This window comes from Bradyrhizobium sp. CAR08, from assembly GCF_052871955.1.
Map to the genome: position 1 here is coordinate 136746 of NZ_JBIXJX010000009.1, position 23524 is coordinate 160269.

Sequence of the window (23524 nt, forward strand, 5' to 3'; positions counted from 1 at the left end):
GATGGGCGGGAAAGAACGCGCGCATCTTGCGGGGTGCGGGCCTTGCGTCAAGGGCCAATAGGATACCAATCATGCAGGGCCGCAGCGCAGTTATGCGTCGCGATAACAAGGGTTTATCGCCTCCCCCTGCATTAATTTATTGGACTTGCGGGCGCATTTACGCGAAGCAGGGACAAGCGGAGCTCAAGGCCGAGCCCGCGTATCTCCAGAAGCCCGATTTCGACAGCCCATGTCCGCGACGCTTCCCCCGCCCCGCCTGCTGCCCAGTGGCGACAGCGCCGTCACGGTCGAGTTCAGCCGTACCATCGACGACGACGCCAACCAGCGCGTGCTGGCGCTCGACAAGGCGCTCGCAGCGAGTCCGATCGATGGCATCACCGAGTCCGTGCCGACCTATCGCTCGCTGCTGGTGCATTACGATCCCGGCAAGATCGGCTTCGATGAACTTGGCGAAAAGCTGCTCGCGCTCGCCAGCCAGCCGCTGCCGCCGGCCACCAAGGCCCGCCGATGGCGAATTCCCGTCGCCTATGGCGGCGAGCACGGCATCGACCTCGAGGACGTCGCGAAGGCGCTGAACACCACACCCGACGACATCGTCGCGCGCCACGTCGCCGGCGACTACAAGGTTGCCATGATCGGCTTCACGCCGGGCTGGTCCTATCTCAGCGGCCTCGACAAATCCCTGCAGATGTCGCGGCGGCAGAATCCACGGCTGCTGACGCCTGCCGGCACGATCTCGATCGGCGGCATCCAGGCCGGAATCCAGTGCCTGGCGGCCCCGAGCGGCTGGCACCTGCTCGGCCGCACGCCGGTGCGGACCTATCAGCTCCACCGCAATCCGACCTTCCTCACCGAACCCGGCGATCGCGTGACGTTTTTCGCGATCGACCACAAGACATTCGAGGAACAGGACCGCGCTGCCGAGGCCGGCGAGATCATTGCCGAGCAGGTGGTGGCATGAGCCGGCTCGTGATCGCCAGCATCGGGCCGGCAAGCTCGGTCCAGGACGGCGGACGCCATGGCGCGCAACGCTATGGCCTGACGGTCAGCGGAGCGATGGACCGCCTGTCGCTCGCGGCGGCGAACACGCTTGTCGGCAACGAACCGTTCGCAGCCGCTGTCGAGGTCGGCCCGTTCGGCGCCGCGTTCACCGCGCGCGACGGTGCCGTGCGCGTCGCGATCTCAGGCGCGCCGCGCAATGCGGACATCGCCGGCAGTCCGGTCGCCACGGACACATCGGTGACGCTGAAAGACGGCGAGACGCTGACGCTGGGTTTTGCTCGCGGCGGTGCGTTCACCTATCTGGCGATCGAAGGCGGGATCAAGGGCGAGCCGGTGTTCGGCAGTCTCGCAGTCAACGCCCGTGCCGGTCTCGGCAGCCCCTACCCGCGCCCGCTGCAGGCCGACGACGAATTCAGCGTCGATGCCGCAAGCGGTGCACCGGAACAGCGCATCGAACTGCCGAAGCCGTCGAGCGGTCCGATCCGCGTCCTGCTGGGTCCGCAGGACGACGAGTTCGACGACGCCAACAAGGCGCTGTTCCTCGACAGCGAGTGGAAGATCTCGGCGACCTCCGATCGCATGGGCTACCGGCTGGAAGGTCCCGCGATCAAGCATCTGCACGGCCACAACATCGTCTCCGACGGCACGGTCAACGGCAGCATCCAGGTGCCCGGCAACGGCGCGCCGATCGCGCTGATGATGGATCGCGGCACCTCCGGCGGCTACCCGAAGATCGCGACCGTGATCACGGCCGACGTCGGCCGTCTCGCGCAGACCTCAGCGGGAACGGCGTTCCGCTTCAAGGCGGTCAGCATGGCCGAGGCGCAGGACGAGGCGAAGAAATTTGCGCAGCTGATCCGCAACCTGCCCGATCGCCTGCGTTCTGCCGACACCGTGGCGCTCAACATCGAAGCGCTCAGCGATGCCAACGTCGCGGGCTATGCTGTCAGTGCCGTCGACGCCGGGACCTGGCAGGTCGCGGCCGAGCCGTAAACGACAAGACGACCAGAGACGGAGAGCAACCCATGAAGACGATCGATCTGAATTGCGATCTCGGCGAAGGTTTTGGCGCTTGGGAGATGGGCAATGATGCCGCCATGATCGAGCTGGCGAGCTCGGTCAACGTCGCCTGCGGCTTCCACGCGGGCGACCCCGACATCATGCGCCGAACGGTCGAGCTGGCGAAGGCGCGCGGCGTCTCGGTCGGCGCGCATCCTGGCTATCGCGACCTGCACGGCTTCGGCCGCCATCCGATCGCGGGCCTGAAGGCCTCCGAGATCGAGAACCTCGTCGCCTACCAGATCGGCGCGCTGCAGGCGATCGCGACCGCGGCCGGCCACAAGGTAACGCATGTGAAGGCGCATGGCGCGCTCTCCAACGTCGCCTGCGAGGACGACATGACGGCGAAGGCGATCGCCGCCGGCATCAAGGCGGTCGACCCGAGCCTGATTTTCGTCGTGCTCGCCAATTCCAAGCTGGTGAAGGCCGGCGAAGCCGCCAATCTGCCGATGGTGCACGAGGTGTTCGCCGACCGCGCCTATGAGGACGACGGCAATCTCGTCTCGCGCAAGAAGCCCGGTGCAGTGCTGCATGACGCCAAGGCCATCGCCGACCGCGTGGTGCGCATGGTGCAGGACGGCGCGGTGGTCTCGGTCACCGGCAAGGTCATCAAGATGCGCACCGACACGGTCTGCATCCACGGCGATACGCCGGGCGCCGTCGACATCGCGCGCGGTCTGCGGCAGGCTTTGAAGGATGCAGGGATCGAGGTCGCGCCGTTCAAGCGCGGAGCGTGATCAGAACGGGTGTACCGACAGCGTGCCGAACACGATCGCGGCGATGACGGCGAAGGCGCTGTACATTGCGGCATGATGCACGCTCGCACCGGTCCGCCGCGAGAGCGAGCGTGCGTAGAAGTGCAGCCTGGCTTCCGCCGATAGTTCGCGCATGGTCGATCTCCAACGCCCCATTCGGACGATTATGAAGGATCAACCGGGGTGGCGGGCAAGAGACCGGCGGAAATAGCGATGCGGGTTCTCTGAAAACCCCGCATCGCAGGAGCAAATTCTCCTCGCCCGCCACTTCCGAGAATCTTATTCGCTCAAATCCGAGCCAGTTGGAACCGGCTCGGATGACCGTAGGATGACATCTAGTAGACGTCAGCCTGGAAGCGGCCCGTCTTCTTGAGTTCTGCGACAAAACTGACGGCTTCGTCGGTCGAACGCGCCCCGAATTGGGCGACGATATCGACCAGTGCACGCTCGACGTCCTTGGCCATGCGTTTGGCATCGCCGCAGATGTAGAAATGCGCCCCCTCGGCGAGCCACGTCCACACCTCGCGGCCGACCTCGCGCATGCGGTCCTGCACATAGAACTTCTTCTCGCCGTCGCGCGACCAGGCCAGCGACATACGCGTGAGCAGGCCCGAGGTCTTCATCGCGTTGAGCTCCTCCTGGTAGAAGAAGTCGCAATCGCTGCGCTGATGGCCGAAGAACAGCCAGTTCTTGCCAGGCGCACCGGTCGCCTTGCGGTCGAACAGGAAGGCGCGGAACGGCGCAATGCCGGTGCCGGGGCCGATCATGATGATCGGCGTCTTCGGATCCTGCGGCAGGCCGAAATTGTGCGCCTTCTGCACATAGACCTTGAGCTTCTCGCCCTCAGCGATGCGCTCGCCGAGGAAGGTCGAGGCAACGCCGATGCGCTTGCGTTTGCCGATCACGTAGCGCACGGAATCGACCGTCAGCGACAGCTTTCCAGGCGTCGCATTGTGCGAGGACGAGATCGAATAGAGCCGCGGCTGCAGCGGCTCGAGCGCCTCCACGAAGGCTTCGGGATGCGGCCGCGTGCCCGAGAACTTCTGCAGCGCCGCCATGACGTCGAGCGTTGCGGCATCGCCATCGGGATCCTCGCCCTGTGCCAGCGCCCGCGCCTTCTCGCGCTGCGCGCCGCCGGTGATGAAGGAGAGCAGTTCGAATAGCGTGTCGGGCGCCGGCGACAACGAGACGTCGTCGATCAGCACCTCGCGCAGCGTCTTGCCGTTGACCTTCGTGGTGTGGGAGGCACCGAGCAACGCGATGACCTGGTCGACGAGGCCGAGCTCGTTCCGCGCGAACACGCCAAAACTGTCACCGACGACGTAGTCGAGTTTGCTCTCGGAGAGATCGAACTCGACGTGATAGGTTTCCTTCTCGGACTTTCCCTTGTTGAGAAGACGGCGCGACAGGAAGGTCGCCGCAACGGGGTTGTCCCGCGAGCGGCCGGGCTCGGCGATCGTCACGGTCACGGCGGGGGCCGCCACCGCGTCTTGCTTGTCAGCCGGCTTTGCCGCCGGCGCCTTGTCCAGCTCTTCGTGCAACGACTTCAGCATCCGTGCGGTTTCCTTGCCACCGGGGACGCAGAGGTTGAGGCGCGCTTCACTGCGGCTCGCGATCGCCTCCGAATAGTCGTGGCAATTGTAGCCGCACTGCCCGCAATCCTGCTGCGCCATCGCCGCCATCATCTTGCGCCGCACGGGACGGCCTTCGGCGAGCTTCATCCGATCGGCGATCGGCATGGTCTGGTCGTGCCACGGCGCTTCACCGTCGTCACCGTCACCAGCCTGCATGACCGCGGCGCCCTGCTCCGCCGACAGCGGCGTGGCCGCCTCAGGCGACAGCAGCCCGGCAAAGAAGCCGTTCAGCCAGGAGCGTTGCGCGTCGGAGAACGGGGCGCTCGTGGGAATAATGTCGAGTTTGGGTGGAGGGCTGATCTGGTTCATGAGGACACCTCGGCATCGGCAAGCTTGCGCAGCGTCTCGCCGTCGTGGCGGCGCGCAAAGGACAGGAAGGTTTCGTCAGGAGACGAGCGATGGGCGATATAGGCCTTGAGCAGCCCTTCGACCGTCTTCGGCGCGTCCTCGGCCTTGAGGTCGTGATAGACCTCCTGACCGACGTCGGCGTCAGGACCGAACCCGCCGCCGGTGAAGAGATGATAGCCCTCCACCGTGTCCTCCTCGTTGACAGGCACGCGCGCCCCGATCAGACCGATGTCGCTGATGTAGTGCTGGGCACAGGAATGGTGGCAGCCGGTGACGTGGATGTTGACCGGCTTGTCCATCTCGACGCGCGGCTCGCACCATTCGCCGATCTCGGCGGCGTGACGCTTGGTGTTGGAGGCGGCAAAGCGGCAACCGGCATTGCCGGTGCAGGCGATCAGGCCGGCGCGGATGTGCGAGGCCTCGGCCGCGAGCCCGATCTGCTTGATCGCCGCAACGGCAAGCTCGACATTCTCGTCACGCACCCCTGATATCAGTAGGTTCTGCCAGACGGTCAGACGGATCTCGCCGTCACCGAGGTCCAGCGCCACCTTGGCGAGACCCCGCATCTGATCGCAGCTGATCTTGCCGAGCGTCAGCGACACGCCGATCCAGTTCAAGCCGTCCTGCTTCTGCTTGTGCACGCCGATATGCGCCATGCGGTCCGCGGCCGGCCGCGGCGCAAACGCCTCTTCCGTCACGCGCGTGAACGGCGTCTTCAGCCGCTCTTCGACCAGCTTGAGAAAGCCGTTATGGCCCATGGCGTCGAGCACGTATTTCAACCGCGCCTTGTTGCGGTTGGTGCGGTCGCCGTGCTCGATGAAGACGCGCACGATGGCGTCGGCAACGGCGGTAGCGTCTTCAGGCTTGACGACGATGCCGGAATATTTCGCAAAGTCCTTGTGGCCGGTGATGCCGCCGAGGCCGAGGCGGAACCAGATCCCGGGTTCGACGCCGAACCCATCCTTCACCTCATACGCCGTGAAGGCGATGTCGTTGGTCTCCTCGAGCACCGCGATCTTGCCGGCGCCGTCGAAGGCGACGTTGAACTTGCGCGGCAAGCCATACAACGAGCGATCGTTCAGGATGTGGTAGTGCCACTCGCGCGCATAAGGCCGCGTGTCGATCAGCTCCTGCGGATCGATGCCCGCCGTCGGCGTTCCCGTCACGTTGCGGATGTTGTCGGCGCCGGAGCCGCGCGAGCACAGGCCGAGATCCTGTATGCCCTCGATCAGCTTCACGGCGTTCTTCGGCGGGATCTCGCGAAGCTGGAGATTGGCACGCGTCGTGACGTGGCTGTAGGGCCCGCAGGTTTCATCGGCGAGGTCGGCAAGGCCGGACAGTTGCCAGTGCTTCATGATGCCGTTCGGAATGCGCAGACGGCACATGTAGGAGTCCTGCGTCGGCGCGACGTAGAAGATGCCGTAATAGCGCCAGCGGAAATTGTCCGCCGGGCTTGGCGGCGTATTATCGAGCGCCTGCTGGCGGAGACGCGGATAGGCATCGAAGGGATGCTCGTCGCGCTTGACCTTCTCCTGGTCGGCGAGCTTCTTGCCCGCGGCGATCACCTTGTCCTGCGCCTTGATGTGCACGGCATCGGGACCGGTCGGCTCGGCGTTCGCCTTGCCGGCGCCGCCGCCGAGACCGCGACCGACGCGACTGATCTGCAGACCGGTCGTGAAGCCTTCAAGGTAGCGTTTCTGGTCGTCGGTAAAGTCGACTGAGACGGTGTCGAGTTTCATGGTCAGTAACGAAGCTCCTGCGGCCACCTGGGTGGTATCGACGGAAAGTGCACGACCCGCGAGGAGCTCGGCTGGCTCGAGAGCCGGCTGCGCACCCAGCGGTCCGAACAGCTTCGTTGCTGGGGACTGGCGCAGCAGGCATCTGTGACAGGCTGGCCGCACTGCAACATTCAAGTTGCGTGCCAGCTTCGATGAAATGAAAATGTGTGAGGTATCAGGTAATTAAGAGCGCGCCGGGGAACTCTGGGCTCCGGAACTCTTATGAAATTCGAGCAGTCGGCCTAAAATTTAGACTCGGATCTCCAGCGCTCAAAAACGATGCAGACCCGAATCACACCTTCCAGCGGCCCACCTCGAAGGCCTCGAGATGCCGCCGAATATTGGCGGGATCGAAGGCGGGGCCGGCGAATGCGCCGAATGCCGCGGGGGCTTGGGCGGGCGGCCGGCGCCCGAGGGCGCCGTCGTAGAGATCGGGCCTGAACACGGCCATCGCCGTCTTGACGCCATCGGGCGTCAGCGTCGTCTGCCCCCAGCGCACCATCTGCGCATAGAGCCAGGCGGCCTGGACCGGATCGGGGCGCCCTGCTTCCTCGCGTCCCACCAGGAGGTAGCTGCCGCTCTCGCGAAAGGTGCCGTCCGGCGAAATCTTGAGGCGCCCCGTGAGGGTGCGCTGGATGACTTCGGCATCGACGCCGATCCGCTCCGGCTGCGCCAGGATCTGCGCCGCTTCCGTCCGGTTTTCGGGATGCTCGATGAACTCGGCGGCTTTCACCGCCGCGCGCACCAGGCTGGCTACCACGTCGGGATTCTTGTCGGCCCAGACCTGGCGGAGCGCCAGCACCTTCTCCGCCGCATGGGCCAGGATGTCGGAGACGAAATGCAGGATGTGGCCGATCCCGAGATCGACCGCGATCGAATTCCAGGGCGCACCGACGCAGAACGCATCGACATGCCCATTGGCAAGACTGTCGACCATATAGGGCGGCGGCAGCACGACCAGCCGCACGTCCTCGTCGGGATCGACGCCGGCCGCCGCCATCCAGAACCGCAATTGATAATTGTGGGTCGAGAACGGGAAGGTCATGCCGAAGGTCAACGGATCGGCCCCAGCCTTGCGCCGCTTGGTGACCACGCGCGCCAACGCTTTTGCCGTGGCGAGCGGATCGAAGCGGTCGCCGTCGATCTCCTCCATCAGCGCGGTATGAAGCGCCGGCGAGACCGTGATCGCGTTGCCGTTGATGCCGAGATTGAAGGGCGCCGCGATCGGCACCTTGACGTGGCCGAGCCCGAGCGAGGACGCAATCGCGACGGGAGCGAGCAGATGCGCGGCGTCGAACAAGCCGATATTGAGCTTGTCGCGGACGTTGGACCAGGAGACCTCGCGGACCAGTTCGACCTCGAGCCCTTCAGCCGCGGCAAATCCCTTGTCGACGGCAACGATCAGCGCTGCGGCATCGACCAGCGGAATGAACCCGATGCGGAGGGGAGCGGTCATTTCAGCATCTCCGACGCGGTGATGATCGACTGGGCGATCTCGCCGATTTTCTTCTTCTCGCGCATCGCAGTGGAGCGCAGCAGCACATAGGCCTCGTCCTCGGTGAGGCCTTTCACCTTCATCAGGATGCCCTTGGCCTTCTCGATGACCTTGCGATCCTCGAGCTGCGACTTGGTACGCTCCAGTTCCTCCTGGAGTTTTGCGAAGGCATTGAACCGCGACACGCAGAGGTCGAGGATCGGCTTGATGCGCTCCTTCCTCAGCCCGTCGACGATATAGGCGGAGACCCCCGCCTCGACCGAGGCCTGGATCGAGGATGAATCGCTCTGGTCGACGAACATCGCGATCGGCCGTTTCACGGCGCGGCTGACCTGGAACATCGCTTCCAGCACGTCGCGGCTGGGGTTTTCCAGATCGATCAGGATGATGTCGGGATCGACCGCATAAATCCGGGCGAGCAGGCTCTGCATCTCGCGGATATGGACGATCTGCGTAAATCCGGCCTCCCGCAACCCTTCTTCGAGGATCGCAGCCCGGATCGGGCTTTCGTCGACGATCACGATTTTGGGCGACTGTTCGGCGCTCATTGCTCACTCACCACCAGTGATTCATCCATAGCATGCCCGCGAGCCATGCAAAGGGTTGTAATTATGGGCAATTGGGACTAGCTCAACCCTGTCAATCAGGCAGATTTGGATATGGATCAGACGGCTGCGCCGAAGGTCAGCTTCGTGTCGCTCGGGTGCCCCAAGGCTTTGGTGGATTCCGAGCGCATCATCACGCGTCTGCGCGCCGAGGGCTACGAGCTCGCCCGCAAGCATGACGGGGCCGACATCGTCATCGTCAACACCTGCGGCTTCCTCGACAGCGCCAAGCAGGAATCGCTCTCGGCGATCGGCGAGGCCATGGCCGAGAACGGCAAGGTGATCGTGACCGGTTGCATGGGGGCGGAACCCGAGCAGATCGAGCAGGCCTATCCCGGCGTGCTCTCCATCACCGGCCCGCAGCAATATGAGAGCGTGCTGGACGCCGTGCATCGCGCGCTGCCGCCCGCCCACAATCCGCATCTCGATCTGGTGCCGCCGCAAGGCATCAAGCTGACGCCGCGGCACTACGCCTATCTGAAAATCTCCGAGGGCTGCAACAACCGCTGCACCTTCTGCATCATCCCGAAGCTGCGCGGCGACCTGGTCTCGCGACCGGCCAACGACGTGCTGCGCGAGGCCGAGCGCCTGGTCGACGCCGGCGTGAAAGAGCTGCTGGTGATCTCGCAGGACACTTCGGCCTATGGCGTCGATCTGAAATACGCCGAGAGCCCGTGGAAGGATCGCCAGGTCCGCGCCAAATTCATCGACCTCGCGCGCGAGCTCGGCGAGCTCGGCGCCTGGGTCCGGCTGCAATATGTCTACCCCTACCCGCATGTCGACGAGGTCATCGCGCTGATGAACGAGGGCAAGGTGCTGCCCTATCTCGACATCCCGTTCCAGCATGCGAGCCCCGAAGTACTGAAGGCCATGAAGCGCCCGGCGGCGCAGGACAAGACGCTGGCGCGCATCAAGCGCTGGCGCGAGCAATGTCCTGATCTCGCTTTGCGCTCGACCTTCATCGTCGGCTTCCCCGGCGAGACCGATGCGGACTTTGCCTATCTCCTCGACTGGCTGGACGAAGCCGAGATCGATCGGCTCGGCTGCTTCAAGTACGAGCCGGTCGCCGGCGCCACGGCGAATGCGATCGAGAACCCCGTGCCGGAAGAGATCAAGCAGGAGCGCTACAATGCACTGATGGCGCGCCAGCAGAAAATCTCTGCGCGCAGGCTGAAGCGCAAGGTCGGCACGCGCCAGCAGATCATCATCGACGAGGTCGGCCCGACCGTCGCAAGGGGCCGCTCCAAGGCTGATGCGCCCGAGATCGACGGCGCCGTCTACCTGTCGAGCCGCCGCCCCTTGCGCGTCGGCGAGATCGTCACCGCCAAGATCGAGCGCGCGGACCAGTACGACCTCCACGGCAGCGTCGCGGGATTCTGAGATTCCGGTCGCGGCACGCCGGCAAGACCGGCGCGCCTTAGGCATTTTCCACCAGCCGGCGTTCAGGCTGGGCGTGCCCGAACTACGAGGTCATGTCGCTTCTCCCGACGCCTGCTGTTCGTCGCGTGCGGCGAACACTTCCTTGGCTGCGAACAGCCCGTTCAGCGCCGCCGGGAAGCCCGCATAGACGGCCATCTGCATCATGATCTCCACGATCTCGTCGCGAGACAGGCCGACGTTCAGACCCGCCTCGAGATGCACCTTGAGCTGAGGCGCGGCATTTCCGAGCGCCGTCAGCGCGGCGATCGTGGCGATCTCTCGATCGCGCAGGCCGAGGTCCGGGCGGCAGTAAATGTCGCCGAACGGAAACTCGATCACGTATCGTGCGAAATCCGGAGCTATGTCGGCGAGTGAGGCGACGACCTTTTCGCCGGCACTGCCGTCAATGCGCGACAGGGCCCGCTGGCCGCGATCGAAGCGGCTTTCGTCTTGTGTTTGGGCGTGCGTCATTTTCCTTCGTCCTCTGTTCGTCGCTGGCATAGCCGGCGATCTTGGTATCAAGGACGAGCAGGCATTCCTGGAGTTCGGCAATTTGCGTGCGCACCTGTTCCCGGTGGACTTCCAGCATCTGCCGCCGGGCTGGCCCGGTGGCTTCGCCTTCATCCCGAAGCGCCGCATAACGCAACATGCCCCGGATCGGCATTCCCGTGGTCTTGAGCCGACCGAGAAATTCGATCCATGTGAGGATCGATGCGTCAAAGTCGCGCTGGCCGGAGCGATCCCGGTCGGCGTATGGCAGCAGCCCGATGCGCTCATAGTAGCGCAGCGTGTGTGTCGACAGGCCGGTCCGTTTTGCGAGGTCGCCGATCTTCATGTGTGCCCGTTCTCGTACTGACGCACGTACAGATACCCCTTCGAGCGCGCTCTAAGTCAAGGGGGATCGAAGGTGCCGTTCCCGCGAGGTCATGATGACGCGACAGCGGAAGATTTCGGCGCCGGCTGGGCGGCGGCATCGCTGGATGCCCAGCTTCAAGATTCCGCCAGCCATTTCGGCACCCAGCGCTCCGGGCGCGGGGCGCGGGCAAGATCGGCTTGCGCCTCCGACAGCTTCGCGGGCTCGCCCTCGATGGTCGGGCGCACATCATATTCGAAGTTCGGCATGACGCGGCCGTCGGCATAGAGATCGAATTTCATGGCGTACCACAGCCCGAGCTCGGGCTGTGCGCGGCGCATCTCCTCACGCAGATCGCGCAGCAGGGATTCGATCGAGGCGGCTTCCTCGAACGGCTGCGGCCCGCGCGAGAGGACGCGCGCCTCGTACTGCTTGCCGACGATCGCGACCTCGAAATGCGTCTTGTCCCAGGCGTTCTTGCCCTTGGGGAGATGCGCGGCCAGGCGCCAGCCGAGCTCGGCCATCAGGCGATGATTGGCCCAATAGTCTTCGCGACCCCGGCTCCATCTTTCCATGAAGCCGCGAAAGTCGGGCAGCTCCGACGGATCGTCATCGGACGCCGCCATATCCCTGCCCAGCCGTCCGGTGAGCCATTGCGCGAGCTCGACCGTCTGACATTTGACTTCGTCGTGCGGCTTCAGATCGCTCCAAGCGTTGTCGAATTGTTGCGACGTCAGTCTCGCGAGCAGGCCATCGAGGCTCGGCGCCAGCAGCTCGTAATCGCCCTCGGAGCCAAGCCCCACGATCGGCGGATTGTCGCGGTCAAGACCCGCGCCGTACCAGCCGCCAACAGCCGAGCCATCCGGCAGCCGCATGAACAGCGAAAACCTGTCGCGCAAGGGACTGCCGTCAACAATAGGCGCCTGATCCGAAAACTGGCCCTGCAGCGAGAAACACCCGACACTGCCCCAGGGCCGTCCCTTCAGCCAGCCGGCAAAATCCAGTAACAGCGGCGGCGCCTCCATGCCTGGCGGAAACGCGCCGCGAATGCTGTCGAGGTCGATCGAATAAGGCGTGTCGGACAAGGCTTAAAACTATCTGGTTGGTCCCGCCCCTCTTGGTCCGAACCGTCAGGCGTTCGGTTCGAGCCAATTCGCGTTCGCTGATCACAAACGCGCTAGAGACGTAATGGTTTCCCGGCGCGCATCTCTCTCCTGCCCCATGCACGCTGGGCGTGTGGTCTGCAAGGCGGCGCTTGACAAGCCCGGCCATTCGCATGTATTGCCGCGCCCCATGATCAACGCTCGGACCCATCAGCGCACCGAAATGCTCCGCCGTCGCTTCCGCGACGATGAGAGGGTGCGCCATGTCCGACGACGCCGCTGAAGCACTGAATTCAGCGTAGGTTTTCGAGAAGGCCGCACCCGCAAGGTGCGGCCTTCTTGCTTTTCGCGCCCCCTTTTCCACCCGCCTCCAGAGGAGTTCGACATGACCACCGCCACCCATCCGTATGACGCGTTGATGGACATCACCGCTCGGCCCAAGGCCGTGTTCGTTCGCGGCGCCGGCTCCTACCTCTGGGACGACAGCCGCAAGCGCTATCTCGATTTCGTACAGGGCTGGGCGGTCAACTGCCTCGGCCACTCCCCGCCCGCGATCGCCAACGCGCTTGCCGTGCAGGCCAAGCGGCTGCTGACGCCAAGCCCCGCCTTCTACAACGAGCCAAGCCTGAAGCTCGCGCAGGCGCTGGTTGCAGACAGCGCGTTCGACCAGGTGTTCTTTGCCAATTCCGGCGCGGAAGCCAACGAGGGCGCGATCAAGCTCGCGCGCAAATATGGCAGCCTGCATCGAGGTGGCGCGTACGAGATCATCAGCTTCGAAGGCGGCTTTCACGGCCGCACCTTGGCGACGATGTCGGCCTCGGGCAAGAAGGCCTTTGAGCCGCTGTTCGAGCCAAAGGTCGCCGGCTTCAAGAAGGCGAAGCTCAACGACATCGCCTCGGTCGAAAAGCTGATCAACGACAACTCCGTCGCTGTGATGATCGAGCCGATCCAGGGGGAATCAGGCGTATGGCCGGCGACCGATCAGTTCTTGCAGGAGTTGCGCGCCCTCACCGACGCGCACGGCCTCCTCCTGATCTTCGACGAGATCCAGACCGGGATGGGCCGGACCGGCAAGCTCTTCCACTACGAGCACACCGGCATCGCGCCCGACATCATGACGCTCGGCAAGGGCATCGGCGGCGGCGTGCCGCTCGCGGCGCTGCTCGCGACCGAACGCGCGGCCTGCTTCGAGCACGGCGACCAGGGCGGCACGTTCAACGGCAACCCGATCATGTGCGCGGCGGGGCTTGCGGTGCTCAACGAGGTCAGCAAGCCGGAGTTCCTGAAGACGGCGACCGAAACCGGGCTGCTGCTCGAAAGCGAGCTGCAGAAGGTCTCGGCGCGGCATGGGCTCGGCGAAGTGCGAGGTCGCGGGCTCCTGCTCGCGCTCGACCTCAAGCTGCCGATCGCGCCCGGCATCGTCGCGCAGGCGTTCGAGGCCGGCGTGCTCCTCAACGCGCCGCAGGTCGACACGTTGCGCTTCATGCCGGCGCTGAACGTCACGCGGGCCGAGATCGCCGAGATGATCGATTGTCTCGACGGGATCTTGACCAGAGCCGGCGCGGCACGGCGGGTGGCGTAGACGGCCCGCTCTCTTCTCCGTCATGGCCGGGCTTGTCCCGGCCATCTACGCCTTGAGGCGCGGCACGAAGAGCGTGGATGCCCGGGACACGCCCGGGCATGACGACTTCGGCAAGACGTTCTTTACGGCTTCAAGATCGACGCACCCGTGGTCTTGCGGCTTTCGAGATCGATATGCGCCTTGGCGGCGTCTTTGAGCGCGTAGGCATGGTTGATCGGCACGTGCAGCTTGCCGTTGATGACGGCGGCGAACAGCGTGTCAGCGCCTTCCAGCAACTCCTTGCGCGTTCCGATATAGTCGTTGAGCTTGGGCCGGGTCGCAAACAGCGAGCCGTGGGTGTTGAGCTCGGCGATCGAGAACGGCGGCACCGGGCCTGAGGCATTGCCGAAGGAGACGAACATCCCGCGCGGCTTCAGGCAGGACAGCGAGCCCGGGAACGTCGCCTTGCCGACACCGTCATAAACCACGTCGCAGCCCTCGTTGCGGCTGATCTGTTTGACGCGCGCAACGAAGTCTTCCTCGTTGTAGAGGATCACATGGTCGCAGCCATTGGCCTCGGCAAGCGCAGCCTTCTCGCGCGAGCCGACGGTGCCGATGACGTGGGCACCCATGGCCCTCGCCCATTGGCAGGCAAGCAGGCCGATGCCGCCGGCCGCGGCATGGATCAGCACGCGATGATGCGGCTCGACCTTGAAGGTCTTGTGCAGGAGATACCACACCGTCAGCCCCTTCAGCATCAGCACGGCGCCCTGCTCGTGGGTGATGTGGTCGGGCAGCTTGACCAGCCGCTCCCAGGGGATGTTGCGCTCGCCGGTATAGGCGCCGAGATTGTGGTAGTACGCGACGCGGTCGCCGGGATGGAAATTCGTCACGCCCGGCCCGACCGCGACGACCTCGCCCGAGGCTTCGTTGCCGGCGATGAAGGGCAGCCCCGGCGCCTTGTAGAGGCCGGTGCGGTAATAGACGTCGATGAAGTTCAGGCCGACGGCATGCTGGACGATGCGCACCTCGCCGGGCCCGGGCGCCGGAACATCGACGCTCTCATAGACCAGGGCTTCGGGGCCTCCGACCTTGTGCACACGGACGGCTTTGGTCATCACCTGACCTCCTTTTCTCGCGGGCCAGCGAAAGACATCGCGCCCGCCTTGTCAACTCGACGCGGGCTGGAACGCCTAGACCGACGGCTTGCCGGTCTTCCTGCGGTTGCGTTTCGCTAGCACGTTGAAAAACTCGACCGCTGCCGAGAACGCAATCGCGAAATAGATGTAGCCGCGCGGGATGTGGAATTGGAATCCGTCCGCAACCAGCGCGACGCCGATCAGCACCAGGAAGGCCAGAGCCAGCATTTTCGTGGTCGGATGCTCCGCGACGAACCGCGACACCGGTCCGGCCGAAATGTACATGATGAGACAGGCGATCACGACGGCCGCGATCATGATTTCGAGGTCCTGCGCCATGCCGATCGCCGTGATGATCGAGTCCAGCGAGAACACGATGTCGATGATCACGATCTGGACGATGACCCAGAAGAAAGCGTTACGAGGTGACTTCTCGCCGCCCTCGCCGTCATCGGCTTCGACCTCGCCATGAATCTCGTGCGTCGCCTTCGCAATCAGGAACAGACCGCCGCCGATCAGGATGAGGTCGCGCCAGGAGAAGCCGTACCCGGAAAACGAAAACACCGGCGCGGTCAGGCCGATCAGCCAGACCAGGAGGCTGAGCAGGATGATGCGGAAGATCAGCGCCAGCGCGAGCCCGATCTGGCGGGCGCGGTGCGCCTGCTTCTCGGGAATGCGCGAGACGATCACCGACAGGAAGATGACGTTGTCGATGCCGAGCACGATCTCGAGCGCGGTCAAGGTGAGGAGCGCGGCCCAGGCTTCGGGGCTGGTCAACAGGTGCATCATGCGAAGGATCTTGTCAGCCGTATCAATGCGTCGCTGAAGCTGATCCAGAGCGCGATCGCGCAGAGCGCGACAGTCACACCGGTGCCGACGCGAAAGTCCATCTGCAGCGTGTAGAAGGAGAGCAGAGCCCAGATGGCGATCAGCGACATCGTCAGCCAGCGCAGCCGCACGACGCGCACCGGATGCAGCACGTGGAACGGCACGAAGGTCAGCACCACCAGGGCCGCTACTAGCAGCGTCGAGAGCAGAGGCGGCCAGTGCAGCAGAAACAGATAGAACGCCGCCGCATTCCACAGCGCCGGAAAACCGCGGAAATGATTGTCGTCCGCTTTCATGCGCAGATCGGCGAAATATAATGCGCTGGTGACGATGATGGCGACGCCGAGCAGGGGAGCTGCGACCGGCAGCAGCAAGCCGCTGGCCACGATCGCATAGGCCGGCACGAAGACGTAAGTGACGAAATCGACCACGAGGTCGAGCACGTCGCCCGACCAGTTCGGCTGCACGTCCTTGACGTTGAGCCGGCGCGCGATCGGCCCGTCGATCGCGTCGATGATGAGGGCGACGCCCAGCCATTGAAACATCGCCGCCCAGTGCTCACGCACGGCCTCAAGCATCGCCAGCAGCGCGATCGCCGCACCGAACGCGGTGAAGATGTGCACCGAGAAGGCAGCGGCGCGGATCGCGGGCCTGGGCTTCAGGGAATCCTCTTGGCTGTCCATGACTTCTGCTATCAGAATGACACCGGTTTGCACATAAGCCATTGCGGCGCCTGGTCGCACAATTCGTCATAAAATCAGGGAAATATGAGTGGGCTTGAATTTGCCGCGGGGCATGTCCAATGTCGTTCCATGACAGATGCATCGACACTCTTTGACGCGGCCGTGATCGGCGGCGGACCGGCGGGACTGAGCGCGGCCATCGCATTGGCGCAGGCGGGCGCACGGACCGCGCTGGTGGCGCGTCGCATGCCTTATGCCGACAATCGAACCACGGCGCTACTCGGTGCCTCCGTCGATCTGCTGGAGAGCCTCGACGTCTGGCCGCGCTGCAAGGACAAGGCGGCCGCGCTCGAAATCATGCGGCTCGTCGACGACACCGGCCGGCTGTTTCGTGCGCCGGAGGTCCGGTTCTCCTGCCACGAAATCGGCCTCGATGCCTTCGGCTACAACATCGACAACCGCTCGCTGATGCTGGCGCTGGAAGCGCGCGCGGCCGAACTGCCCGATGTCGTCCGTTTCGACGACGAGGCCGAAACTGTCGTCATCGAAGCCGATGACGTCGCGATCCGCACGGCCGCTGCGCAATTTCTCTCGGCCCGCCTCGTGGTCGGGGCCGACGGCCGGCATTCGCTGTGCCGCGAAGCCTCCGGCATCGCGGTGACGCGGCGCGAGCTGACCCAGACGGCACTGACTTTCAACGTCGGGCACGCGCGGCCCCACCGCAACGTCTCGACCGAGTTCCACACCCCGCATGGTCCTTGCGTGTTCGTGCCCCTGCCCGGCGATCGTTCCAGCGTCGTCTGGGTCTCGGCGCCTGCGGACGCCGAGCGGCTTCGCGGCCTGAGCGATGAGGAATTGTCCGCCGCGATCGAGAAGCAGTCGCATTCAATCCTCGGGCGCATGACGGTGGAGCCGGGCCGCCATCTGTTCCCGCTGGCGATCGAACGTCCCAAATCCTTCGGCGGCGACCGCATTGCGCTGGTCGGCGAAGCCGCCCATGTGGTTCCCCCGATCGGCGCCCAGGGTCTCAATCTCGGCCTCCGCGATGCCGCCGACATTGCGAGGCTTGCAGGCGAGGCCATCGCATCAGGCCAAGATCCCGGCGCAGCAGACGTGCTCAAGCGTTATGACCGGGCGCGGCGTCCGGACATCCTGAGCCGGACCTTTGCGATCGACATTGCCAACCGCTCGCTGCTCAACGATTTCCTGCCACTCCAGCCCGTCCGCGCGGTCGGCATGCACCTGCTCGGCGCGATCGGCCCGCTCCGGCGTTTTGCGATGCGCGAGGGGCTCACACCGACTTGGCGGAAGTAACCGCCGCTCAAGGAAACGCCAGCCGGCCAGTCTGGATCGCCCACATCACGCTGGTCAGCGTGACCACGGACGCAAACGTCCCGAGCAGCACCGCGACGGAGGCAGACTCGATCCAGGCGTCGTTCTGCCGGGCGATGACGAACACGTTCAGCGCCGGCGGCAGCGAGGCCATCAGCACGGCGGTCGCGGCCCAGGGCTGCGCGAACGGGCCGAGCGCCAGCATCAGGCCGAAAGCTGCAAGCGGATGGATCAGGAGCTTGATCGCGATCACGCCCGGCACCTCCCACGGGACCCGATCGAACGGGCGGAGCGCCACGGTCACGCCAAGCACGAACAGCGCGGTCGGAGCGGCTGCGTTCTGGAGGAAGGTGATGGTGCGATCGAGTGCGACGGGCATCTCGATATGCAGCGATGCGAAGGCCGCGCCAAAGCAGGCCGACATGATCAGCGGGTTGAGCACGATCTGCTTCAGCACGACGCCGAAGGCATGCACGATTGAGGGATGATCGCGGTCGGAGAGCTCGATCAGCAACGGCACGATCGTGAACAGGAAGATGCTGTCGCAGCAGAAGATCAGCGCAGTCGGCGCGGAGGCCTTCGGCCCGAGCACGGCGAGCGCCAGCCCCGGTCCCATGTAGCCGATATTGCCGTAGCCGCCGGAGAGCCCGGCGAGCGTCGCCTCGCGCAGCGTCAGCCCGCCCAAAACCTTGCCGACGACCAGCGCGAGTGTGAACGCCGCAACGGTCGACAGGGTGGTCGCGACCAGGAACGGCGGGTTGTTCAATTCCGAAAACGGCGTCTTCGACATGATCGCAAACAGCAGCGCCGGCAGCGACACATAGAGCAGGAAGAAGTTCATCCAGGCGAGGCCCGATTCCGGCAGGGATTTGACCTTGCCACAGGCGAATCCAACGAAGATCAAGCCGAAATATGGTAGAGCCAGATTGAGGATATCGACCATTTATGAAGTGTTTTCTGAAGATTGGGGGCCTATCTGCCCCGCAACCGCGGGTTAATTCCAGATCAGGGCACTAGCATCGGCCACAATCCTGGTCTATCGACGGGGAATGATTAAAGCGCGGACCGCCAAATTCCAGATCGGACAGGTCGTGCGCCACCGGATCTTCTCGTTCCGGGGCGTGATCTTCGACATCGATCCGGAATTCAACAACACCGAAGAGTGGTGGCTGTCGATCCCCGAGGAGGTGCGGCCCCACAAGGACCAGCCGTTCTATCACCTGCTCGCGGAGAACTCGGAGTCGGAATACGTCGCCTATGTCTCCGAGCAGAATCTCGTGCCGGACGATTCCGGCGAGCCGGTCCGGCATTCCCAGGTCGCCGAGATCTTCGTCAAGGACAAGACCGGCTATCGCCCGCGCAATCCTTCGCTGAACTGAGTTTCGAAGCCATCAACTGGCCAGCAAAAAAGGCGCCCGAACCGAGCGCCTTTTTCATGTGCGGGATTGATCCCTGATTACTTCTGTCCGGCCGGAGCGGCGCCAGGCGCTTGCTGCTGCTTCTTCTGCAGCTCTTCAGCCTTCTTCTGGAGCTCTTCCTGCAGCTTCCTCTGGGTTTCCTCGAACACCTTCGGATCGGTCGGCGGGCCGTCATAGGCCTTCTGGAATTCGCCGGCGAGCGGCAGCGGCAGCGTCAGCGGTGCGCCGTTGGCATTGATCGCCTGAACAACGAGGTTCTGGCCCTTCTTCATGTTGTTGATGAACTCGGGCGTGGCTTCGTAGTCGGACATGCAGCCGTTCTGGAAGCAGATCACATACGGGCTCTGCAACGGCGGATTGTTGTCCACGATGATGCGGGTGCCGTGCACCAACTGCATGCCGAGCGGCAGCGTCACGCGCAGGATCTTTTTCGGCTCGCCTTCTGGCTCGATGATGACGGCCGCGATGACCGGCTGGCCCGACTCGATACGGCCGTCCTTGCCGGTGAAGCAGACCTGCTTGGCATTGGCGTCCTGGCCCTTGAGGCAGAACTTGGTCCAGGGGGCGTAGATCAGCTGGATTTGCTGATCGGCCGGCTGGGCCGCGCCCTGCTGCGCTGGAGCGCCCTGCGCCGGAGCGCCCTGGGCGGGTGCCGGCTGGGCCGGTGCCTGAGCGGCCGGCGCCGGAGCCTTGGGGGCAGCCTTCGGAGCGGCCTTCGGGGTCGCCTTGGGCGCGGGCGTGCCCGGAGCTGGCGCGGGAGCCTGGGCCTCGGCGGCAAACGGGACGGCCAACGCCGTCGCCGTCAACAAGGCGAGAAGTCGCCCGCGCGGCCGGACGGACGCGGCCAAGTAACGGAAATTCATTGCGGAAAACCCTTTCTGAACGGGAAGTGCCCGAACCGCTTCGACGCACCGAGCCTGGCCGCGTTGGGCGCGGCTCTCTCCCCGTCAAATGAGGCAGATAAGTGACGGGCTCGGCGCTCTTGCGCGATTGCGTGCCTTCTTAACGTGGCCGACGAAAAGATCAATGCCGACAAGCGCCTTTGACCGCGCGTCGGCGTGCGCCCCCGGGAAAATCCCTGTGATAGGATTCAGGCCTGCGGTCCTCGAATCAACGTGTCCACATGTTCATGTTCCAGCGCCTTCTCGAGGGCCGTCCTGAAGGTCTTTGCGTCCGCCTCTGTGTCCTGGCTTTCGCCTTGGGGCTCCCGTTTTCCTTGGGGCTTCCGGCCAGCGGCGCAGAGGCCGAGGAAGCCCACGCCATCGCCATGCACGGCAAGCCGGCGATGCCTGCCGGTTTCACCCACATGCCTTACGTCAACCCTGACGCCCCCAAGGGCGGCCGGCTGACCTGGGGCGTTCTCGGCACCTTCGACAGCCTCAATCCCTTCATCGTCAAGGGACTGGCCGTGCAGCCGGTCCGGAACTACGTGGTCGAGAGCCTGCTCGCGCGCGGCAATGACGAGCCGTTCACGCTCTACGGACTGCTCGCCAGATCGGTCGAGACCGATGACGAGCGCAGCTTTGTCACGTTCCACATCGATCCCCGCGCGCGCTTCTCCGACGGCAAGCCGGTCCGCGCCGAGGACGTGCTGTTCTCCTGGCAGTTGCTGCGCGACCACGGCCGCCCCAACCACCGGCAATATTACGGCAAGGTGGCAAGGGCCGAGGCGCCGGATCCCCTCACCGTCCGCTTCGACCTTGCGGGAGCCAATGACCGCGAACTGCCGCTGATCCTCGGCCTGATGCCGATCCTGCCGAAACATGCGGTCGACGTCGCGGCTTTCGAGGAGACGACGCTGTCGGGCCCGGTCGGCTCCGGCCCCTATCGCGTCACCGCCGTGAGGCCCGGTGCCAGCGTGACGCTCACCCGCAATCCCGACTATTGGGGCCGTGACCTCGCCATCAATCGCGGGCTCTACAATTTCGAGGAGATCAGGCTCGACTATTTTCGCGAGGCCAACGGCCAGTTCGAAGCTTTCAAGCGCGGCCTCTATGATTTCCGCATCGAGCACGAGCCGCTGCGCTGGCACGACGGCTACGACTTTCCCGCGGCGAAGAATGGCGACGTGATCCGCGACACCTTCAAGCCGGGCGTGCCGCAACCTTCCGAATTTCTGGTGTTCAACACGAGGCGTCCCATATTCGCCGACATCCGCGTGCGCCAGGCCTTGACGCTGCTGTTCGATTTCGAGCTGGTGAACCGCAACTACTTCTTCAACCTCTACTCGCGCGTCGCCGGCTATTTTGCCGGCTCGGACCTCTCAGCGTATGGCAAGCCTGCGGATGCGCGCGAGCGCGAGTTGCTCAAGCCGTTCGCCGCGCAGATCCCGCCTGACATCATGGACGGCAGCTACCGCCTGCCGGTGACCGACGGTTCGGGCCGCGACCGGACCACGCTGCGCGCGGCGCTGAAGCTGTTGTCGGAGGCCGGCTACGATCTCGACGGCACCGTGCTGCGCAACCGTGCGACCAAGGCGCCCTTCACCTTCGAGATCCTGGTCACGACCCGCGACCACGAACGCGTCGCGCTTGCCTTTCAGCGCGACCTCAGGCGCGCCGGCATCGAGCCCAGCGTGCGATCGGTCGATCCCGTGCAGTTCGACCAGCGCCGGCTCGCCTACGAATTCGACATGATCCAGAACCGCTGGGACCAGTCCCTGTCGCCCGGCAACGAGCAATATTTCTACTGGGGGAGCGCTGCCGCCGACAGTCCGGGCACCCGCAACTACATGGGGGCCCGGGATCCCGCGGTCGATGCGATGATCGCCGCACTGCTGGAAGCCCGTGAACACACGGATTTCGTATCCGCGGTGCGGGCGCTCGACCGCGCTTTGATCTCCGGTTTCTATACAATCCCCCTGTTTAACGTATCCGAGCAATGGATCGCGCGCTGGAATCGGATAGAACGGCCAGAGGCCACCTCGCTGTCCGGCTATTTGCCGGAGACCTGGTGGTCGAAGGGGCAGCCGCAAGCTCATCAAGCAAAGTGACGCCGTGAACCAGCCAGCCGTATCGCCGACGCTCGACACACTGTTTCAGCGCACGCTGATGCGGCAGCCGCACGCGACCGCTCTGCTCGACCCCCTGAACAAGTTCCGCGTGACCGGGCACGAGCCGCGGCGGATGAGCTATGCCGAGGCTGACACCGCCATCGAGGCGCTGTCCGCCTATTTCGTCGAATCAGGCCTGCCGGCCAATTCCGTCATCGCCATCCAACTGCCGAATACGGTCGAGTTCGTGCTCACCGTTCTCGCCGCCCATCGCGCCGGTCTTGTCGTCGCCGTGCTGCCGCTGCTCTGGCGCCATGCCGAACTGACCGCCGCTCTCAATCGTACCGCGGCGCGCGCCATCGTCACCATGAGCACGGTCGACGGCGTCAGCTATGCCGATCTCGCCATGCACGCGGCCGCGGAAGCCTTCTCGATTCGCCATGTCTGCGGCTTCGGCACCAACCTGCCCGAAGGCATGGCCTCGCTCGACGACGTGCAGGCCCGTCCGCCCGGCACAGCGCGCGCCGTGATTCAGGATGGCCGCAAGGCGGCGATGATCTCCTTCGACGTCACCGCGGAAGGCTTTCGTCCCGTGCCGCGGCCGCATTTCAGCCTGATCGCCGGGGGGCTCGCGATGTCGCTGGAAGCCGACATCAGGCAAGGCGCAACCGTGATGGCGGCGTTCACGCCGATGTCGTTCGCAGGGCTCGCCTCCTCGCTCGCGGTGTGGCTGCTGTGCGGCGGCACGCTGGCGCTGCATCACCCCTTCGAGAACGACGTGCTGGAGCAGCAGATCAATGCGCACGAATGCGACGTGCTGATCGCACCGGCACAGTTCGCCCAGCGGCTCGGCGATTCCGAGCTGGCGGCGCGGATGCCGAGCTTGCGCAACGTCATCGGCCTGTGGCGCGCCCCCGAGCAGGTGTCGGCGAGCGAGGCATGGATTGCGCCGCATGCGCCTTTCACGGACGTCTATCTGTTCGGCGAGGCCGGATTGTTCGGCGCCCGGCGTGGCGAGGACGGCATGCCGGTGCCGGTGATGCCGGGACCGCACGGCGCGCCGCGCGAGCAGTCGGGTTCGTCGATCGCCGGCGAGATTCTGCTGACGCCGAAGGGCACGCTCGGGCTGCGCGGCCCTATGGTGCCGATCGCGGCCTACGCCCCGCCGCCGCCGCCGGTCGGCGACACCCTGATCGCGCAACCGCCACGCGACTATGTCGATACCGGCTATGCCGCGCGGCTCGATCGTCCGAGCGGCGCGATCTGCATCACCGCGCCGCCCTCCGGGATCATGGCCGTCGGCGGCTACCGCTTCCTCTCCAACGACCTGCAGGAATGGGCGCGCCGGCTCGGCCAGGGCGCCCTGCTGACCGCGCTGCCTGACCGGCTCTCCGGTCACCGGCTCGCGGGCCGCGCCCAGGACAATGCCCGCGCCCGCGAGGCGCTCAGCGAACTCGGGCTTAACCCCCTGATGGTCGAAGCTTTTCGCGACCGCTCCGGGCCGGTCTAAGCGTAGTTTC

General features: G+C 64.9%; 22 protein-coding genes. 9 read left to right on the plus strand and 13 right to left on the minus strand.

Going from position 1 to position 23524, the window contains the following annotated elements; translation table 11 throughout:
* Positions 1-229 precede the first annotated feature (229 nt).
* From pxpB to ACIPUD_RS20180, 3 genes are read left to right on the plus strand one after another with little or no spacing between them, the layout of a single operon-like run.
* Positions 230-961 (plus strand): 5-oxoprolinase subunit PxpB, encoded by a 732-nt coding sequence (pxpB, locus tag ACIPUD_RS20170; protein ID WP_085353084.1) that lies wholly within the window; start codon positions 230-232, stop codon positions 959-961.
* Positions 958-1995 carry a 5-oxoprolinase subunit C family protein gene (locus ACIPUD_RS20175; RefSeq protein ID WP_018457912.1) on the plus strand — a complete coding sequence of 346 codons (1038 nt, stop codon included), beginning with the start codon at positions 958-960 and terminating at the stop codon, positions 1993-1995. The genes pxpB and ACIPUD_RS20175 overlap by 4 nt, the downstream gene beginning before the upstream one ends.
* 32 nt (positions 1996-2027) lie before the next feature.
* Complete coding sequence (locus ACIPUD_RS20180) at positions 2028-2798, plus strand: LamB/YcsF family protein (RefSeq protein ID WP_018457913.1); 771 nt, start codon at positions 2028-2030, stop codon at positions 2796-2798.
* Here ACIPUD_RS20180 and ACIPUD_RS20185 read toward each other — a convergent pair whose 3' ends face one another.
* The 5 genes from ACIPUD_RS20185 to ACIPUD_RS20205 all read right to left on the minus strand — a co-directional run bounded on the left by ACIPUD_RS20185 (position 2799) and on the right by ACIPUD_RS20205 (position 8619).
* Positions 2799-2951 (minus strand): hypothetical protein, encoded by a 153-nt coding sequence (locus ACIPUD_RS20185; RefSeq protein ID WP_007590908.1) that lies wholly within the window; start codon positions 2949-2951, stop codon positions 2799-2801.
* A gap of 200 nt (positions 2952-3151) precedes the next feature.
* Positions 3152-4759, minus strand: a complete 1608-nt coding sequence (locus ACIPUD_RS20190) for a sulfite reductase subunit alpha (protein WP_018457914.1) — start codon at positions 4757-4759, stop codon at positions 3152-3154.
* Positions 4756-6537, minus strand: coding sequence for a NirA family protein (locus ACIPUD_RS20195; protein WP_377830267.1), 1782 nt, complete (start codon positions 6535-6537; stop codon positions 4756-4758). The genes ACIPUD_RS20190 and ACIPUD_RS20195 overlap by 4 nt, the downstream gene beginning before the upstream one ends.
* 331 nt (positions 6538-6868) lie before the next feature.
* Complete coding sequence (locus tag ACIPUD_RS20200) at positions 6869-8032, minus strand: CmpA/NrtA family ABC transporter substrate-binding protein (RefSeq protein WP_446481421.1); 1164 nt, start codon at positions 8030-8032, stop codon at positions 6869-6871.
* Positions 8029-8619: an ANTAR domain-containing response regulator gene (locus ACIPUD_RS20205; protein WP_007590901.1), complete on the minus strand. Its 591-nt coding sequence runs from the start codon at positions 8617-8619 to the stop codon at positions 8029-8031. Before ACIPUD_RS20205 ends, ACIPUD_RS20200 begins: the two co-directional genes overlap by 4 nt.
* A 111-nt stretch (positions 8620-8730) precedes the next feature.
* Here ACIPUD_RS20205 and rimO point away from each other — a divergent pair, with 111 nt between their 5' ends.
* Positions 8731-10056, plus strand: coding sequence for a 30S ribosomal protein S12 methylthiotransferase RimO (gene rimO, locus ACIPUD_RS20210; protein ID WP_018457917.1), 1326 nt, complete (start codon positions 8731-8733; stop codon positions 10054-10056).
* Between the two features lie 90 nt (positions 10057-10146).
* On the opposite strand, the gene ACIPUD_RS20215 is transcribed toward rimO, so the two are convergent.
* From ACIPUD_RS20215 to ACIPUD_RS20225, 3 genes are all read right to left on the minus strand, one after another.
* Entirely contained in the window at positions 10147-10566 is a 420-nt protein-coding gene (locus ACIPUD_RS20215) for a carboxymuconolactone decarboxylase family protein (RefSeq protein WP_026233462.1), read from the minus strand.
* Positions 10499-10930: a MerR family transcriptional regulator gene (locus ACIPUD_RS20220; RefSeq protein ID WP_085353092.1), complete on the minus strand. Its 432-nt coding sequence runs from the start codon at positions 10928-10930 to the stop codon at positions 10499-10501. The genes ACIPUD_RS20215 and ACIPUD_RS20220 overlap by 68 nt, the downstream gene beginning before the upstream one ends.
* A gap of 155 nt (positions 10931-11085) precedes the next feature.
* On the minus strand, positions 11086-12033 hold the full coding sequence (locus ACIPUD_RS20225; protein ID WP_446481422.1) for a hypothetical protein: 948 nt from the start codon (positions 12031-12033) through the stop codon (positions 11086-11088).
* A 403-nt stretch (positions 12034-12436) separates the two neighbouring features.
* Here ACIPUD_RS20225 and ACIPUD_RS20230 point away from each other — a divergent pair, with 403 nt between their 5' ends.
* On the plus strand, positions 12437-13633 hold the full coding sequence (locus tag ACIPUD_RS20230) for an acetylornithine transaminase (RefSeq protein WP_085353094.1): 1197 nt from the start codon (positions 12437-12439) through the stop codon (positions 13631-13633).
* Between the two features lie 122 nt (positions 13634-13755).
* On the opposite strand, the gene ACIPUD_RS20235 is transcribed toward ACIPUD_RS20230, so the two are convergent.
* From ACIPUD_RS20235 to pcsA, 3 genes are all read right to left on the minus strand, one after another.
* The gene (locus ACIPUD_RS20235; protein WP_018457922.1) at positions 13756-14730 is read right to left on the minus strand and encodes a quinone oxidoreductase family protein; all 975 of its coding nucleotides are present in this window, start codon (positions 14728-14730) and stop codon (positions 13756-13758) included.
* 75 nt (positions 14731-14805) lie between these two features.
* Positions 14806-15540 carry a TerC family protein gene (locus ACIPUD_RS20240; protein WP_018457923.1) on the minus strand — a complete coding sequence of 245 codons (735 nt, stop codon included), beginning with the start codon at positions 15538-15540 and terminating at the stop codon, positions 14806-14808.
* Positions 15537-16304, minus strand: a complete 768-nt coding sequence (gene pcsA, locus ACIPUD_RS20245) for a phosphatidylcholine synthase (RefSeq protein WP_085353096.1) — start codon at positions 16302-16304, stop codon at positions 15537-15539. The genes ACIPUD_RS20240 and pcsA overlap by 4 nt, the downstream gene beginning before the upstream one ends.
* An 87-nt stretch (positions 16305-16391) precedes the next feature.
* Between pcsA and ACIPUD_RS20250 the strand changes: the two genes are divergently transcribed.
* Positions 16392-17576, plus strand: a complete 1185-nt coding sequence (locus ACIPUD_RS20250; RefSeq protein ID WP_018457925.1) for a UbiH/UbiF family hydroxylase — start codon at positions 16392-16394, stop codon at positions 17574-17576.
* A 7-nt stretch (positions 17577-17583) separates the two neighbouring features.
* Here ACIPUD_RS20250 and ACIPUD_RS20255 read toward each other — a convergent pair whose 3' ends face one another.
* Positions 17584-18537, minus strand: coding sequence for an AEC family transporter (locus ACIPUD_RS20255; RefSeq protein WP_204511255.1), 954 nt, complete (start codon positions 18535-18537; stop codon positions 17584-17586).
* 106 nt (positions 18538-18643) lie between these two features.
* On the opposite strand from ACIPUD_RS20255, the gene hspQ reads away from it, so the two are divergent.
* Complete coding sequence (gene hspQ / locus ACIPUD_RS20260; RefSeq protein WP_018457927.1) at positions 18644-18973, plus strand: heat shock protein HspQ; 330 nt, start codon at positions 18644-18646, stop codon at positions 18971-18973.
* A gap of 77 nt (positions 18974-19050) precedes the next feature.
* On the opposite strand, the gene ACIPUD_RS20265 is transcribed toward hspQ, so the two are convergent.
* Complete coding sequence (locus ACIPUD_RS20265; RefSeq protein ID WP_018457928.1) at positions 19051-19875, minus strand: invasion associated locus B family protein; 825 nt, start codon at positions 19873-19875, stop codon at positions 19051-19053.
* A gap of 260 nt (positions 19876-20135) precedes the next feature.
* On the opposite strand from ACIPUD_RS20265, the gene ACIPUD_RS20270 reads away from it, so the two are divergent.
* Both ACIPUD_RS20270 and ACIPUD_RS20275 read left to right on the plus strand, forming a co-directional pair.
* The gene (locus tag ACIPUD_RS20270) at positions 20136-22004 is read left to right on the plus strand and encodes an extracellular solute-binding protein (RefSeq protein ID WP_446481423.1); all 1869 of its coding nucleotides are present in this window, start codon (positions 20136-20138) and stop codon (positions 22002-22004) included.
* 4 nt (positions 22005-22008) lie between these two features.
* Positions 22009-23514, plus strand: coding sequence for an AMP-binding protein (locus ACIPUD_RS20275; RefSeq protein WP_446481424.1), 1506 nt, complete (start codon positions 22009-22011; stop codon positions 23512-23514).
* Positions 23515-23524 lie beyond the last annotated feature (10 nt).